Below are 15,300 nucleotides of genomic sequence, written 5' to 3'. Positions count from 1 at the left end.
AAGTACACCTGGCTGCCCTTGAGTGCCTATCTCTCGTTTGAACGTCTACATGAAGAGGTACACCGCTTACTCGGTGGTTACGGAACTGATCACGCGATTAATTTTGAATAGGCACTTAGCACTTTTATGCACACCGTTTCTGATTCTGTGGGCCACTTGCTGAGCTAGTGACATGGGCACACCCAGCATCAGTACCAGGAATTCGTCACCACCCAGCCTTATCGGATAGGTCTCACCCACTTTGAGGCTGCTTTGAATCACCTGTGCCACCTGCTGTAAACAAAGGTCACCCTGAAAATGCCCCAAGGTATCGTTGTAGGGTATGAACTGATCAATATCGATCATCAAGGCTGCTACCTGAAAATGGCGCCCCTTACTCAACAGAATATTACTCAAACGCTCTAACGCCCGGCGATTGCCCATATCAGTAAGTAGATCAGTTTCCGCCGTGATCAGCGCATTCTGGTACTCCTGTTTTAAAGCAGTCGTCATGTTCTTAGCCTGAGTGATATCAACACCAATACCTAGTAGACCTATCTCAGGAACCAGCGTTTCCGTCATCAACAGCCAGCGGCCATCCCATGCGTCAATTTCAAACTGGCGGTAGGTTCGTGTGCGACGCTTTGCTAACGCCGCCTGAATCCAGAACTCAATATCATCTGTCTCAGCAATCAGCCCATGGCCTTGGGAATAGTTGTCACGCACAATATCCGGCCAAGAGAGGTGTGCTCCCTGCGGATAGCAGATCAGGTCGTAGTAGTGGGCATTACCATAAAGCAACCAGTCCTGATTATCGAACAGGGAAATTGCTGCGCCACTATTATCAAACAGATGGGCCGCCACTGGCAGAATCTGCGCTAGTGGGTCGGAATTATCATTCGACGAAAACGTCACGACATCTGCCCCCTACGGTGCTTTGTATCCAGCTATAACAGATCGACTCCAACAAACCTATTAGATCAACGATAGTACTGCTCTTTAACCACTTTAAATTTACTTTTAGCCCCCATTTTTAAAGCCAGTATGAGAAGCGCAACTCCTCTTTCCAACTATCTTTTCAAGGCAAGACTGTCGCTGAAAGCGGGCAACTGTTGGCCTTGTCGAGTAGTTTAGTTCACGAAAGCAGATACCTAGCCTGCTAACAACTATGCTACGATCGTCGTTTGTGCTTTAAATCCTTTCCCTTCTTTTGATATGGAAAAAAGACCATTAGCCAATTAACACACATTAAGGCCGTACTCCTTTTTGCCAGCACCATGACCGTGATGTCGGGGGCGATTATTGCGCCTGCACTGCCGGGTATTAGCCGCCACTTCCCTGATCATCCCCAGGTGTTGATTCAGTTGATCCTAACTATTCCTGCGCTGATGATTACCCTCTTCAGCCCGCTGATGGGCTATCTGGCTGACCGGTTTGGGCGTAAGAAATTGCTGCTCATGATGCTAGGCATCTACGGTTTTGCGGGGGTCGCGGGTTTCTTCATTGATCGTGTAGATCTGCTGTTGAGCTCCCGGGCGCTGATGGGAATCGCGGTGGCCGGTATTCTCAGCATCAGCACCACGCTGGTGGGGGATTATTTTGATAGCGCGGAACGCGCCCGTTTTTTGGGGCTGCAAAGCAGCTGCATGGCGTTGGGCGGGGTTATCTTTATTAACCTGGGCGGGCTGCTTTCCGACTGGAGTTGGCGCGGCCCATTTTTACTCTATATGACCGGCGTGCTGCTATTGCCCTACGCCTGGGCGATTCTTCAGGAACCCAAATCCAGCGATGGCAACAGCAGTGACACCAGCGATGAGCCCATCAAGGTAGATCTTGGCCGGACCAGCCTTGCCTACCTGATCGCCATGATCAGCATGACCATGTTTTACATGTTCCCTGCCCAACTGCCCTTTCTGCTTTCCCAGCAGGGCCAGATTAGCGGCGTGGCGATCGGCGTGGCGCTTTCCATGGCAGCACTAACGGCCAGCATCGTGGCGTTTTGCTACGGCTACTACAAACCGTTCCTGTCGGTGATGACGATCTATGTACTCGGTTTTTTCCTGGCGGCCGCCGGTTTTTTGGTGGTGGGCTTCACTCAGAGTTACGCCATGGCCATTGTCGGCGCGGCCATTTCTGGTTTTGGCCTGGGCGCCTTTATGCCGAATACCACCACCTGGCTTATGCGGATCACGCCTCAACGGGTGCGCGGCCGGGTGTTTGGCGGTTTTACCTCGACCTTCTTTTTCGGCCAGTTTGTCTCCCCGGTGGTGGTCGCCCCGGCGATCATCTGGCTGGAGTCGCTGCGTAATGTGTTTACCGGCATGGCAGTGGTGTGCGGCCTGCTGGCCGTCGCCCTGATCGTACTGGGCAAGACGACGCTGAAGGCAGACAGCCAACTTTAAGCATCAGCACTTACGCGGGTGGATGAATTAATCCCACAACGCTAACCAAAATCAGCACGGCCCCGAGCACGCGGAAGAACAGGCCGGTGTCCGCTTTGAGCATATAGCGGTGGGCTTTCTCGCCCGCCAGGTGACCAATGAATGCACAGGGCAACAGCCACAGCTGGTGGATAAGCTGGAGGTCTACGCCTGCGATCAGGAACGAGACCATCTTGATGACCACCAGAATAAACCACAGCACAAACATGGTATCCCGCAGCTGCTCCTTGGCCACATGAGCAGCGAATACCGCCACAATTAGCGGCGCGCCAATCAGCGAAGTACCGCTGACATATCCCCCGAGTGCCAGCAGCACGTAGTCGACATATTTGTTTTTACTCTTGAACGGTCTGTTGAGGACGTAGCCAATGGCATAAATGAACACAATGCCGAAAATAATACTGGTCATGACTTGAGCGGGCAGCGTTAACAGCCCCACCACCCCAATTAGCTTGGGAATGATCATGATTTTCAGGGCTTTGAATAGGTATCTCCAATCGATATTGCTCTCTGGGGAATCGGTTCCCACGCCCTCTTTCTGCAGTTGGCGATGTCCGTTCCAGGCAATCCAACTGGAGAAAATCAGTAGATGAATAGCAATAATCGGTAAGAACACCAGAGGTTCGTTTGTCACTAGCAGTAGGAACGGCAGCGCCAGTACAGCGCCTCCAAACCCTAGGCTGGTGCGCACAAAACCGCTCCAGGCAAATATCAGTCCGATCAGCGCATACTGGTACCAGAGTAAATCTGTCATAGCTCGCGATAGGGTCCTAAATTATGGATTGGGATTTCCCAGCGACCACCAGCTTGGCAATAGCGAGCGCACGCTGGCCTGGGCAAAACGATCATCCATTAATACCACAACCCCCTCATCTTCAGGACTGCGAATCACTCGCCCTGCGGCCTGCACCACCTTGATTATGCCGGGAATGCGATAAGTGTAATCGTCACCTTTACCAAAGCGCGCGTTTAGCCGTGCTTTAAGCGCTTCGTTAAAGTCGTTAAACGGCGGTAGTCCCAAGGTAGCGATAAAGGCTCCGATCAATCGGTCGCCGGGCAGGTCGATGCCTTCTGCAAAGGCACCGCCCAACACCGCAAAGCCGATGCCTTTTCCGCCGGGCGTAAAGCGCGCTAGAAACGCCTCCCGCGCTGCCTCGGGCATGCCACGGGTTTGGCTGAAAACGGGCACGCCTGGGTGCGCCTCGCGAAAGTGGTTCAGCACGGCTTCCAGGTAGGCAAAGCTGCTGAAGAACGCCAAGTAGTGGCCTGGCTTGCGCTGATACTGCTGCGCTATGGTCGCCACCATCGGCTCAATCGACGCCTCTCGATCACGAAAGCGGGTCGAAATATCGCTGCGAATACGCACTTCAAGCTGGCACGCTGAGAAAGGAGAAACAACCTCGCGCCAGGGCGTATTCTCCGGCAAACCCAATAGATCCCGGTAGTAGTGAGCGGGATTTAATGTGGCTGAAAACAGCACCACGGAGTGCGCGGTGTTAAACCGTGCAGCCAGAAAGTCGGCGGGTATCAGGTTGCGTAACCCGAGCACGGCCCGCCCACGGCCATGGCGAGTAATATCACACAGTGAGTGCTCACCAAAGCGCTCCGCCAGCCGACAAAACGCCAGCGCCTCAAACAGCAGTTCTTGAAGCTCAAGACTGGTTTGCTCTGGGTACTCACCAAGATAATCAGTGATGGCAGACCCTACTTGCTGAGCGGCGGCCACCAGCTTATCGGGCAGCGCCGTTAGCAGTCGGTAGGCTGGCTTACCGTGACCACCCTCATTTTCCAGCCCCGCGTCTTTAACCACATTTTGCCACTGGCGGGCTAAGCGCCCCAAAGGCCCCGCCAGCGCTTTGGGTGATGACCGGCGTATGCGATTAAAGCGCTGCTGATCGAGCTCGGCGCTGTACATGCCGCGGGCACGCTCCACCAGATTATGCGCTTCATCGACCAGTACGCCCGTTCGCCAATCGTTGGCCTGGGCCAAACCGTGCAGCAGGGCGTGGCTATCGAACCAGTGGTTAACGTCACCGACGATCATATCCGCCCAGCGCGCTAGTTCCTGGCCGAAATAATAGGGGCAAACATTATGGGCCAATGCCACCTCGCGCAGCGCTTCGCGATCCAGCCACCCCTGGTCCACCGCCGCTTGACGGGCAGCAGGTAAGCGATCATAAAAACCGGCAGCTAGCGGGCAAGACTCGCCATGGCAGGCGCGATCGGGGTATTCGCAGGCCTTATCACGCGCCACCAGCTCAAGCACACGCAAGGGCTGGGCTTCATCGCTCTGGCTGGCGCGCAGCGTGGCGAGAGCATCCAACGCCAAACGACGGCCGGGGGTTTTCATGGTCAGAAAAGCGATGCGATCCAGCTGCTGTCGCGGCATCGCTAAAAGCATGGGGAACAGCGTGCCCAGCGTTTTACCAATGCCGGTGGGCGCCTGGGCGAGTAGGCAGCGCCCGGTGCTGGCGGCTTTATAAACGTCTTCGGCAAGTTCGCGCTGGCCGGGGCGGAATGCAGCGTGGGGAAAGCGCAGGGTTTGTAGGCCAGCGTTCCGGCGCTGGCGATGGTCCGCCTCCTGTTTCGCCCAGCTAAGAAAGCGGCGGCACTGGGAGGCAAAGAACGCCTGCAGCTCGGCGGCGCTGGCGTCTTGGCTCAGTAGCGTCTCTTTACCGCTGGCGATATCCAGATAAACCAGCGTTAAGGTGATCTGCTCAAGGCTTCGCTCAGCGCATAGCAGTGCGCCGTAGACTTTCACCTGTGCCCAGTGGAGGGCGCGCTGATTAGCTGACATGCGCTCCAAGCTGCCGCGATGGGTTTTAATCTCTTCCAGGCGATTAGCCACGGGGTCAAAACCATCCGCTCGGCCCGTGACGACCACTCCCTCAAAGACACCCGACAGCGGAAGTTCGGCAATATAGTCTGCTCCGCGTCGGCTAGCGACAAGGGAGTGCCCTTCGATGCCTTCCCGCGCGCTGGGCGCTGGGGTAAAACGGTGATCGAGATCCCCTTCACGGGCAGTGAAATCACACAGTGCCCGCACCGCCACGCGATAGGTCGTACTCATACCTCAAGCTCGTCGCTGGCGACCCAGCGCACGTAACACACTGCGACGGGCATCTCATGACGGTGAAAAAATGTCAGCCAGCGGCGCTGGTTATCCTGCAACCGATCACCGGGGCCTTTGACTTCGATCATCCGGTAGCGCGGTTCGCCAGCTGGCGCGTCAGGCATAAACTGAATCAAATCCGGCAGCCCTGCCCGGTTGGCTTTCAGATCACCCAGCAGCCGCTCAAAACAGTGTCGAAGGTGCTCAGGTGGGATACATGCCAGTGCGAGTTCAATGAGCGCTTCATCAACGATTGCCCAGTGAACAAACGGCGATGAAAGGCCCGCCTTCTCGCGCCAAGTCGTCTGAATGACTTCGCGGTAGCTGCCGTCTTCCAAGCGCGCTAGACACGCATCGAAAAGGTCACGCCGACGCGCCACAAAATCGTCGCGGTATAAATCCGCAGGGCCATTATGAAAAGGGTGGAAGAAAGCGCCCGGCAGTGGTGCGAAGATTGCCGACCAACAGAGCAAGCCAAACAGTCCCGTGATCAGACTGTTTTCCACATAGCAGACGGGTGCCTGGGGTTCACCAAGAGTCTGAGCCACGGCGCGCTCAACGCTTTGCGGCCCAGGCAATTGCAAGTCCCAACGCTCATGGACGGGCTCCGGGTCACTCGGCGAAGCAGGCAGTTTAAGCCGTCGCCGCAAGCGTGGTAGCAGCCGCGACAGCGCTTGGTGCTCTGTCTCATTGGGGCTGCTATTGAGTGCCTTGCTCGCCAATTCAAAAGCAGCCTGGTGCTCGCCCTGCCTTTCCAACACCCGAAGCTGGCGTATCCGCGCTTCGCTGCTGCCCGAATCGTGATAAAGCGTCAGCGCCAGCGCTGCATCTCCGCTACGCTCTGCCTCTCGACCCAACTGCAGCAGTAACCGTGCACGCCGCGTAGCGAGCCAACGGTTATCCGCGCACGGCGGCACCTCAATATGTAGATCAGGGGGCAATTCTCCTGCATCAAGACGTTGACGCAGTTGATGGAGCGCTAAGTAGGTATCCACTTCCTGACGCGATTGGAATGCGCGAGATTGCGGCGTAAAAGACACCGTCTCAAAGCGTTGCAGCCCCAGCTCGGTCAACACGAACTCCGCCCAGTCCTGTCGCAGGTTGCCAAAGAACATCAGCCGCAGCCGGTCGCAGGTCTCCATTACCTTGAGACGCACGATTTGATCGCTGGCATCGGGCCACCATGCTTGTAAGGGTGCGGTGTGTGTCAGTTGGCTCGTTAAGGTGTCGTAGAGCATAGCTTTAGCGCTAGACACGCTCAGCCCAGCGGCGCGTATCTCATCGGCTAAAATGTGGCGAAGCTCGGCGAGTCGCAGCTGGTTAAATAGCTCATCGACGCTAAGCGCCGGATCATTATCGACCCAGCCCAGCGCGACCAATGACGCTATCGCCTCAGCGCTGTCACCTACTTCGGTATAGCTTAATTTGCTAAGCCTAAACAGCTCACCTTTACGCATGACCATGCGCACCAGAAGCGCTTGAGAGGCCTGCGGCAAGCTTTCAAACTGTTCAAGAAAGTCGCGCTCGTCTGCCGAAAGCAGATCAGCATGACGTTCCCCGACCCAAGCTAAAACGAAGCGAAAGTTCGTCAGGTAATAGTAGGGGTCGTCGAGGGAGGCGGTTGGCGTAGCGAAAGCACTGTTCATTTATCCATTGTATCAGTGCGACGCTATTTTGACAGTCTCGCCGTCATTGAGATTAACTATCCAATGAGAGCGTTTGAAAGGCGTTATAGGCTGCCACCACCGTTGCCATTTGCGCCGCATGCGCCTGCACAAACGCTTCGCCAGTTAGGGTCTCGTCGGGGTATTCGGTAATCAACATTAGCGGCGTTAATTGATCGGCGTCTTCGGAGATTAGGTAGGGGAAGCCATTCAACATCGGGAAGGTTAACGCTCCCGCATGGGTCTCAAATAACGCAATTTGCGCAGCATTAAACTCGACTAGCCCAGGCACTTGCGCAAGGTGGTGGGTAACGGCTTCCACCAATTGCTCAGCCGCCGTTTCCCAACCCGGCTGATGGCGGAGAATCAAAAAGAAACCCTTTGGAATCGTCCACATCTCAAAGCCACGGGGTACGTAGCCGTTCAGCGGTCGTGTCCACTCGTGGGCGGGGTAACCGTGAAGATTGACATGCAGCCCGGCGCCGCTGGTCGCGAATGCCTGTTCACGGATGGCGTGCTCAAACGGTTGGCCTAGCGGCTGACTCTGCAGGTCATTACCAAAAGCCGTATAGCGCGCAGCGTGGTGCATGTGGCGCGGTTGAGTGGCGACAAGTCGGCTCTGCAGCGCGTAGCCGTCGGGGTTCTCTAAAGGAGAAATAACATAGTGTGCCTGAGGCTGCTCACTTAGCGCTTGCGCCGCGCGCAGTGCTCCAACGACGCCGGATGTTTCGTTGGCGTGCTGCCCCGCACTGATGATGACGGCGCGATCGCTACCCTCCACATAGCGAGCTTCCAGCACTCTGCCCGCTCGGGTGGTGGCATACAGCGACTGGCCACCAAGCGCCGCCAATAACTGCTTAATCTGATCAGTGCCGATAGCCTGCTGGGCAGAGCCCAGCTCGGTCATCTCGTCACGCTGTGCCTGCAAAGTATCTAAAGAGCGAAGGCTGACTTTCAAATAGGCGCTTTCACCCTGGGAGGATATCTCCGGCACAATCTGCCCTGGCTGAATCGAACGGTCACCCAGCGTTAAGCCCGCGCGGTGCTGGAAATACTCCAGGGTAGAAAAATAGAGTTCTTCATGGAGCGCCTCAGCAAGGCTGATATGTTCGTCATCCCAGGCTAAGCGGCGGTCACTGCTCGGCAAATGTACCGTAAAATTGAGTTCTTCAAAGTAAGGCGATGTTGGCTGCCACGGGGTTGAAGAGAGCGTTGCCATCGCGGCTTGAAATAGCGCTTCATAGTCGGTCTCGACGATTGTTGCACTGACGTCGCCCTGAGGCGAGGTCAGCCGCAGCCAGCCACAGGGCGAAAATTGCGCCTCGCCCACATGGTCCTGATGATGACGATTGGGCGCTTCTACGAGATACGTTTCCTGGGCACCCGAGCGACGCTCCACTCGCACGCGATAATGGATAGGTTGGGCGATAGCCGTGGTTTCAACGCCCTCCCAGCGTAGTGATACGCCTTGCGGAAGAAGCGCCGCAAGCGGGTAGGCCTCCAGCAAAAAACGGCGCGGTGCGTTTGCCAACACCGGGTACTCAATCACCAACGATAGCAGCGACGCCCACGAAAACTCTTCCAAAAAGAAATGGATTAAGGGCTTATAGGCACTGCGCAGGCGCGCACTTATGCCCGCAGCTTTAAACGTCGATTCCGACGCTTGGCGTTCGGCCTCATCATCAAACACCCACGCCTCCAGTTGGAAGCCTTGATAGGCCGGTGTGGCGTACTCATCAAGTAACGCTTTTGTGGTGCGCGGAAACGAGCGCTCTAGCAACGTCTCGTCCTGGAGGCTGTTTGTCATAAGGAAGTACGTCCCGTCGGATCCAGGGCATCGCGAAGCCAGTCACCTAACAGGTTCAGGCCTAGCACGGTTAACAGAATTGCCAAGCCGGGGAATACGCTTACCCACCACGCCGTTTGCAGGTAGGTTCGCCCTTCAGCCAGCATGCCGCCCCAACTTGGAATCACCGGATCCACGCCCAAGCCTAAAAAGGTCAGGCTGCTCTCCAGCAGAATATTATTGGCCACATTGAGGGTCATCAGCACGATCACGGGACCAATTAGATTGGGGAGCAGATGCTGGAACAGGATACGAATATCTTTCACCCCAATCGCTTTGGCCGCCAGGATAAATTCGCGGTCACGCAGCGATAGCACCGAGCCCCGTACCAAGCGCGCGTACTGCACCCACTGGGAGATAATCAGCAGAATAATCATATTGGTTAGCCCGCCACCAATCACGGCGATAAAGGTAATCGCTAGCAGGATAAAGGGCAGCGCAAGTTGTACGTCGGCAAAGCGCATCACGATCATATCCAGAAACCCGCCATAGTAGCCGGATACCAACCCCATAATGATGCCGATCACCACCGCCCCGAGGGCTGAGTAGACCCCGACTTTTAGCGATATTTCACCGCCGATAATCACCCGCGCGAGCACGTCCCGGCCTAATGGGTCTGTACCTAGTGGAAAGCCAGGTTCCACCAGCGGCGGCGTTAAGCGGTAGGCTAAGTTAAGCTCTGAACCTCCACCGGGGAATAACCAGCCGGAAAAGATTACCGCTAAACCAATACCGCCCACGAGCAGCACGCCAAGGATAAACTCAAGGTTCTTAAAGCGTTTCAATTTGTCGGTTTTAATAGCTGCCGTCATGGTTATTCCTTGCGCACCCTGGGGTCGACCAGGCCATAGGCGATATCAACTAGAAGGTTGATAGAGATGATCATTAACGAGAGCACGGTGATAACGCCTTGTAAGACAGGGTAGTCCCGGGCCGATACGGCTTCGAAGGCCAAGGTGCCTAATCCCGGCCAGTTAAAGACGCGCTCGACAACCACGATGCCGCCCAGCAGCCCACCGAACTGCAAACCAAAATAGGTGATCAGCGGAATGGAGCAGTTCCGCAGCGCATGCTTGTAGAGCACGACGGTGTTGGAAAGACCTTTTGCCCGCGCCACCATAATGTACTGAGAGCGGAGGGTATCCAGCATTGTCGTACGTACCAGACGCACATTGGTGGCAGTTAGAATGATCCCCATTGTCGCCGCTGGCATAATGAAGCTGGAGAAGCCCTCCATACCACTGGGCGGCAGCAGGTTAAAGGTGATAGAGAGCACCAGCACCAGCATGATAGCTAGCCAAAAGTTGGGAAAAGAGAGCCCGATCAGGGAAAAAATCCTGATCATCTGGTCGGGCCACCTCCCCCGCGATACCGCTGCCTTAATACCCAGCGGTATCGATATCACGATAGATAAAAACAGCGAAGCAAAAGCCAGCGCTAAAGTAGCGGGTAAGGCGCGACCAATCAGGTCACTCACCGGCGTGCCGCCCATAAAACTGCGCCCAAAATCGCCCACCACCAGCCCCTGCAGGAAACCGATGTACTGGGCCAGGAAGGATTGATTCAAACCCAAGGCTTCACGAATCCTTTCCAAATCCGCCTCGGTCACACTGCCCGCCCCTTGCGCCAACATCACCGCCGGATCACCGGTTAACCTGATCGCAAAAGAGACGATCAGCGTCACGGCAATCACCACAAAGATGGCCTGCAGTATTCGATATAGAAGAAATTTTGCCACTATGACCCCAAGCCCGTAGCGCTTACATGAAGCTTTTGTGAAGTGTCAGTGAGAAGAGCCGGCCGCTCTTTGAAGCGGCCGGATGGCGTTACGTTTATTCAGTAACATCCACATTGGTCAAACGCATACGGTTATCCGGGGCAGGCTCGAAATTCTCCACCCGGTCACTGACACCGTAGAGGGCATTGATGCTGTAGAGTGGCATTTCCAAGGCGCGATCCTGGGTATATTGGGCAATCGCCTGGAGCAGCGTTTCACGCTCTTCCTGATCAGTAATACTGCGCTGGGCTTCGAGCATTTCATCTAGCTCAGCGTCGCTGTCATAAGGATTCCAGCGTTCGCCAGTGTGGTACATCAGGTAGGCGGTATTGTCGAAGTCAAAGGTCCAGCCGCCCCACTTCTGCTGGAACATCTCACCCGTGCGGCCGGCCGGAATAATGTCGTTAAGTAGCACATTGGTCTCGTAAGGCTGGATCGAAGCGGTAATACCCACCCCTTGTAGGTAAGACGCCACTACCTGGGCCACCTCACCAAAGGTGGCATCGTTACCGCGCACATCAATCTGTACCGTGGCGCCTTGCTCGACGCCCGCTTCATCCAGCAGTGCGCGAGCCTGCTGCGGATCATACGGCAGGGGCTCCATATCAGGGTCGTTACCGAAAGACTGGGCACCCTGGAAGCTGGCGATCATTTCACCCTCGCCCGCCAGGATGGCGTCGATAATCGCCTGGCGATCTACGGCCATGATCATGGCTTTACGCACGCGCTCATCGGCAGTAATCCCTGATTGGGTGTTGAAGCGAATCGCTTCCACCGTCGGCGAAGCCACGCTGACGATGCTGGCCCCGTCATGGTTATTGATCGTTTCGATCATGCCAATAGGAATCGTCGGCGGAATAACGATATCGACCCGTCCAGCCTGCAGCTCAGCCACGGCGGTGGAAGGCTCGGAGATAAAGCGGTAAGTCACTTCATCCAGCTTCGGCGCGCCGTCCCAGTGGTCAGCAAAGGCCTCAAGCTGAACGTCTTCACGGGGATTATATTCCACTACCTTGAAAGGCCCGGTGCCCACCGGATGGGTATTGAAGTGTTCATCCCCATGCTCGGTCAGATACTCCGGTGGCACAATCATCGCCCCGTAGCCTGCTAGCTTGGTGAGCAGTACAGGATCAGGTTCATTCAGGTGGAAATCGACGGTGGTGTCATCGATGACTTCCACGCTCTCAATCGCCGTATAGTTGGAGCGCTGGGGGCCCTGACCGCCCTCATCGCCTAATAAGCGATCAAAGGTGAACTTCACCGCTTCAGCGTTGAAGGGTTCGCCATTATGGAAGGTAACGCCTTCACGCAGCGTGAAACGGATACGGGTACCATCATCCAGTTCTTCCCACTCGGTGGCCAGGCCAGGCACCAGCTCTAAATCAGGGCCTCGATAGGTCAAACCATCGAAAATATTGGTGGCGACCGATGCCCAATTCACTAAAAAAGTATCAATGGGATCCCAGCTACCGGGATCCTGAGGCGAAGCAATCGTTAGCGAACCCGCTTGAGCAGAGGCAGAGAAGGCAACGCTCAATGCCATACCCGCAATGGCGCCATTGAGAACGCGTTTGTTTTTCTTCATGGGGTTACTCCTGTTTTCGTATCACTGTTTTTTTATCGTCTGGAAACCGACTATGAGGCCAAACGCTCGGCACCGCTCTCTTCCTGGGCAACGAAATGGCCAGTAGCTACCTGGATCAAAGGCAGATGTTGAGGCTCATCGCCCACCTTGCGGATGGGGCTAAGAATATCGCCTTGCAGAAGCACACGCTCTCGCCGTTGAGTAGGGTCAGCCACGGGTACGGCGCTTAACAACTTGCGGGTATAAGAGTGCTGAGGCGAATCAAACACCGCTCGGCGCTCGCCTAGCTCAACGACTTGGCCAAGGTGCAGTACCGCCACGCGATGGCTCATCTTTTCCACCACCGCCATGTCATGGCTAATGAACAAATAGGCCAAGCCTTCGTCTTGCTGCAACTCCATGAGCAGGTGAATGATCTGCGCCTGGATGGAAACATCCAGAGCAGATAGCGCCTCATCCGCAATGATCAACTTAGGCTTAGACGCCAGAGCACGGGCAATACATACCCGTTGGCGTTGGCCACCGGAAAACTCGTGGGGATAACGCTCAGCCTGGTCGGCGCTCAAACCAACACGCTCCAGTAACTGGTTAACGCGCTGACGGATTGCTTTACTACCGTGCAATAAACCGTGCGTACGGATGGGTTCGGCTATCGAAAAACCGACGGTTTTGCGTGGGTCCAAGGAGGCAAACGGGTCTTGAAAAATGTACTGCACTTCTTGGCGCAGACGCATCTTTTCTGCTCGCGACATATCGGCCACGGCCCTGCCGCCAAAGCGTATCGTGCCACTGGTGCTTTCCTGCAACTGCTGGATGGTGCGCCCGATGGTCGACTTGCCGGAACCAGACTCCCCCACCAGCGCCAGCGTCTCGCCAGGAAAAATATTAAAGCTGACATTTTCCACCGCATGGACGCGATGGCTAATTCCACCAAAGAAGCCTTTACGGATATCGAAACGGGTAACTAAATTTTCTACTTCCACCACCGATGCTGCATCGATTCTTGCCGTATCCTGCTGACGGCTTTCACCCAGGGTGCGCGCAATATTTCCATCCAGCACCACTAAGGGATCCATGCGTGGTAGGGCCTCGCCCTGCATGCTGCCAAGTTTCGGAACGGCTGCCAGCAGCGCTTGAGTATAGGGGTGCTGAGCTCGGGCGAAAATTTCTTCAACCGAAGCCTCCTCGACCTTCTCCCCATGGCGCATGACCACTACTTGGTCGGCCATCTCCGCCACCACCCCCATATCGTGGGTGATAAAGATAACGGCCATCCCTAATTCCTGCTGCAGATCACGCATAATGGTAAGAATCTGCGCCTGAATGGTGACATCCAACGCGGTGGTGGGCTCATCGGCGACCAGGACTTTGGGTCGGCAGGCCAGCGCCATCGCTATCATCACCCGCTGGCGCATGCCACCAGAGAGTTGATGGGGGTAGCGTTTTAATAGCGCTTCAGCATCGGCGAGGCGCACCAGTTTCAAAAGTTTTACTGCTTCAACGCGAGCCGCTTCTTTAGTGAGCTTTTCATGCAACACCAACACTTCGGTAATTTGATCGCCGATTGTGTAGACGGGATTAAGTGAGGTCATCGGCTCTTGGAAGATCATGGCGATATCCTTGCCACGTATCTTGCGCATTGCCTTATCAGAGAGTTGGGTAAGGTCTTGTGGCTGAGCGTCATTGGCGTCGGAATAGAACCGTATCGTACCGCTGGTAATCTCAGCGTTCATGTACTCCACCAGGCGCATAATGGCCAGGGAAGTCACCGATTTACCCGAGCCAGACTCACCAACGATTGCTGTCGTTTTACCGGGATAAACATCAAAACTCAGGTTTTTAACAACTTGGTTGGAGCCGAAATTCACGCTCAAGGAACGAACCGATAGCGCTGGTGTAGTGGTCACAAGATGTATTGCCCCCTGCCCTTAGATAGCGTTTTTGTAAAACGTTAGTCGAGTAGACATATCCTTTCAAACTACTCACCCAGCTAAACTTTTGTCAACACATCGTTATTAAGCACCTACTAATTCTCCTGTCATTAAAAATTCGACTACCTACTAAGTCATACATTTCGTGCACAAAAAAAGCCCCATTGCAGGAGCCTTCGATCGCGTTTAGTGTTGATTGGCGTGGTTACCCCACCCGATGCTGCTTGAGCACAGTAAGGCTTCGTTCTTCTTCGCTTAATGCTTCTGTGCTTTGCGTTTGCAAAGGCGCTTGGCGGGTGCCGACTAGCACGTACCATTCCGCTTCTGAAAGGTAGGTTTGGCACCAGCGGCCAAGTTCGGCGGCGCTCTCCTCGCGGCTAGAGTCGCCGCAGCGGTAGTCGTTCGCCAAATGAAGCAGATCTTGGCGCGCAGTACGCGCACGGGCATTGCCCCCGTGTACTTTTACCAGCGGGCAGCGTCGGTCATAGGCGGCGTTGGTTAACGCATTAAGCCAACGCTCCAATTCATGTGCCTGAATTCCACCATACACTGCCACGCTTGAGCTCCCTGCCCGTTGAAAGGGCAATAGCCTGCCCGATTTAGGGGCCGCTGTCACGGTTAACCTTTATCCTTATTTAAATGTAGTTCCAGGCCGTTTTATAGCGCCTGTTTAAAACCTTGTAACACGTTGACTACATTGACACCGATTTCATCTACCGCATAGCCCCCTTCCATCAGAAACACACAGGGCAAACCCGCTTGCGCCAAACGTTCACCTAACAGAGTGAAGTCCGCGCTGGTAAAAGTGAAGGCACTTATCGGGTCGCCCTCAAAGATATCGACCCCTAGCCTGGATTTCTCATAGTACCTCAGCCAGTACCGCACTCAGGCTGTAACACCGCTAAACACCTACTGGCTCGACTTACATCGGCTACTTTTTAACCACTTTCCGGCGTTCAGACACA

The 15,300-nt window shown here is 55.1% G+C and carries 11 protein-coding genes and 2 pseudogenes; 2 read left to right on the top strand and 11 right to left on the bottom strand.

Annotation, left to right across the window (positions count from 1 at the left end; translation table 11 throughout):
• Window positions 1-111, top strand: a pseudogene (locus tag HUO07_RS20770) (IS630-like element ISHsp2 family transposase); the annotation flags it as partial.
• Here HUO07_RS20770 and HUO07_RS20765 read toward each other — a convergent pair.
• On the bottom strand, window positions 67-894 hold the full coding sequence (locus tag HUO07_RS20765; protein ID WP_176305045.1) for a diguanylate cyclase domain-containing protein: 828 nt from the start codon (window positions 892-894) through the stop codon (window positions 67-69). The pseudogene HUO07_RS20770 and the gene HUO07_RS20765 overlap by 45 nt on opposite strands.
• A gap of 314 nt (window positions 895-1,208) precedes the next feature.
• Here HUO07_RS20765 and HUO07_RS20760 point away from each other — a divergent pair, with 314 nt between their 5' ends.
• Complete coding sequence (locus HUO07_RS20760) at window positions 1,209-2,381, top strand: MFS transporter (protein ID WP_422822712.1); 1,173 nt, start codon at window positions 1,209-1,211, stop codon at window positions 2,379-2,381.
• 10 nt (window positions 2,382-2,391) lie between these two features.
• Here HUO07_RS20760 and HUO07_RS20755 read toward each other — a convergent pair whose 3' ends face one another.
• From HUO07_RS20755 to HUO07_RS21940, 10 genes and pseudogenes are all read right to left on the bottom strand, one after another.
• The gene (locus tag HUO07_RS20755; RefSeq protein ID WP_176305043.1) at window positions 2,392-3,174 is read right to left on the bottom strand and encodes a sulfite exporter TauE/SafE family protein; all 783 of its coding nucleotides are present in this window, start codon (window positions 3,172-3,174) and stop codon (window positions 2,392-2,394) included.
• A gap of 21 nt (window positions 3,175-3,195) precedes the next feature.
• Window positions 3,196-5,490 carry an ATP-dependent DNA helicase gene (locus HUO07_RS20750; protein ID WP_176305042.1) on the bottom strand — a complete coding sequence of 765 codons (2,295 nt, stop codon included), beginning with the start codon at window positions 5,488-5,490 and terminating at the stop codon, window positions 3,196-3,198.
• On the bottom strand, window positions 5,487-7,178 hold the full coding sequence (locus tag HUO07_RS20745) for a VRR-NUC domain-containing protein (protein ID WP_176305041.1): 1,692 nt from the start codon (window positions 7,176-7,178) through the stop codon (window positions 5,487-5,489). Before HUO07_RS20745 ends, HUO07_RS20750 begins: the two co-directional genes overlap by 4 nt.
• 52 nt (window positions 7,179-7,230) lie before the next feature.
• Window positions 7,231-9,003 carry a M14 family metallopeptidase gene (locus tag HUO07_RS20740; RefSeq protein WP_176305040.1) on the bottom strand — a complete coding sequence of 591 codons (1,773 nt, stop codon included), beginning with the start codon at window positions 9,001-9,003 and terminating at the stop codon, window positions 7,231-7,233.
• A complete protein-coding gene (locus HUO07_RS20735) occupies window positions 9,000-9,854 on the bottom strand; it encodes an ABC transporter permease (RefSeq protein ID WP_009287872.1) in 855 nt (284 codons plus the stop codon). Before HUO07_RS20735 ends, HUO07_RS20740 begins: the two co-directional genes overlap by 4 nt.
• A 2-nt stretch (window positions 9,855-9,856) precedes the next feature.
• On the bottom strand, window positions 9,857-10,780 hold the full coding sequence (locus HUO07_RS20730; RefSeq protein ID WP_176305039.1) for an ABC transporter permease subunit: 924 nt from the start codon (window positions 10,778-10,780) through the stop codon (window positions 9,857-9,859).
• 94 nt (window positions 10,781-10,874) lie between these two features.
• On the bottom strand, window positions 10,875-12,404 hold the full coding sequence (locus tag HUO07_RS20725; RefSeq protein ID WP_176305038.1) for an ABC transporter substrate-binding protein: 1,530 nt from the start codon (window positions 12,402-12,404) through the stop codon (window positions 10,875-10,877).
• A 50-nt stretch (window positions 12,405-12,454) separates the two neighbouring features.
• Window positions 12,455-14,311 (bottom strand): dipeptide ABC transporter ATP-binding protein, encoded by a 1,857-nt coding sequence (locus tag HUO07_RS20720; RefSeq protein WP_176305037.1) that lies wholly within the window; start codon window positions 14,309-14,311, stop codon window positions 12,455-12,457.
• 229 nt (window positions 14,312-14,540) lie between these two features.
• The gene (locus HUO07_RS20715) at window positions 14,541-14,891 is read right to left on the bottom strand and encodes a hypothetical protein (protein ID WP_176305036.1); all 351 of its coding nucleotides are present in this window, start codon (window positions 14,889-14,891) and stop codon (window positions 14,541-14,543) included.
• A gap of 101 nt (window positions 14,892-14,992) precedes the next feature.
• Window positions 14,993-15,184: pseudogene (locus HUO07_RS21940) on the bottom strand (histone deacetylase family protein); the annotation flags it as partial.
• Window positions 15,185-15,300: the final 116 nt, after the last annotated feature.

The sequence above is a fragment of the Vreelandella maris genome (assembly GCF_013371085.1).
In the GTDB taxonomy this organism is placed as follows: Bacteria; Pseudomonadota; Gammaproteobacteria; order Pseudomonadales; family Halomonadaceae; genus Vreelandella; species Vreelandella maris.
The sequence above is the reverse complement of the archived record's forward strand: the minus strand, read 5'-3'. Positions and strand labels throughout refer to the sequence as shown.

What these genes read in the sequence shown, in the direction of transcription:
- HUO07_RS20755 (WP_176305043.1), bottom strand. Translation starts at nt 3,174, where the DNA reads ATGACAGATTTACTCTGGTACCAGTATGCGCTGATCGGACTGATATTT.
- HUO07_RS20750 (WP_176305042.1), bottom strand. Translation starts at nt 5,490, where the DNA reads ATGAGTACGACCTATCGCGTGGCGGTGCGGGCACTGTGTGATTTCACT.
- HUO07_RS20745 (WP_176305041.1), bottom strand. Translation starts at nt 7,178, where the DNA reads ATGAACAGTGCTTTCGCTACGCCAACCGCCTCCCTCGACGACCCCTAC.
- HUO07_RS20740 (WP_176305040.1), bottom strand. Translation starts at nt 9,003, where the DNA reads ATGACAAACAGCCTCCAGGACGAGACGTTGCTAGAGCGCTCGTTTCCG.
- HUO07_RS20735 (WP_009287872.1), bottom strand. Translation starts at nt 9,854, where the DNA reads ATGACGGCAGCTATTAAAACCGACAAATTGAAACGCTTTAAGAACCTT.
- HUO07_RS20725 (WP_176305038.1), bottom strand. Translation starts at nt 12,404, where the DNA reads ATGAAGAAAAACAAACGCGTTCTCAATGGCGCCATTGCGGGTATGGCA.